Origin of the sequence: Aureibaculum marinum (genome assembly GCF_003813905.1) — a bacterium.
GTDB lineage: Bacteria > Bacteroidota > Bacteroidia > Flavobacteriales > Flavobacteriaceae > Aureibaculum > Aureibaculum marinum.
Map to the genome: position 1 here is coordinate 1 of NZ_RPFJ01000106.1, position 364 is coordinate 364.

1 protein-coding gene is annotated in these 364 nt (G+C 34.9%); it reads left to right on the plus strand.

From position 1 onward, the window contains the following. Positions 1-364, plus strand: a 364-nt coding sequence (locus EGM88_RS15575; RefSeq protein ID WP_148084104.1) for a transposase, incomplete at both ends; no start/stop codon positions are given.

Here is a 364-nt window from a genome sequence, read left to right on the forward strand (position 1 = left end):
AACTCTTTAGACTGATGGATAGTTTTTTAAAGAAAAGAACAGCCACGAAGAATAAGTTACACGGAGAAGAAGTGTTAGGAATTCCTTCAAAATGGGTGTATCGTTCTTTAAAAAGAAATCGTAAACATTTAGACAAAGAGCTTATAGGAATAGAGAAACAACTTCTCTCTTTAGTAAAACAAGACCAACAGGCACAACTCACTTTATTACAAAGTATACCAGGTATTGGTATGAAAACGGCATTATTCTTAATTGTAGTAACCGATGGTTTTAATAAATTTGAAACAGGATCACAATTATGTAGTTATGTTGGGATTACCCCCACAATAAGAGAGTCTGGCAGCAGTGTAAGAGGTAGGAGCAG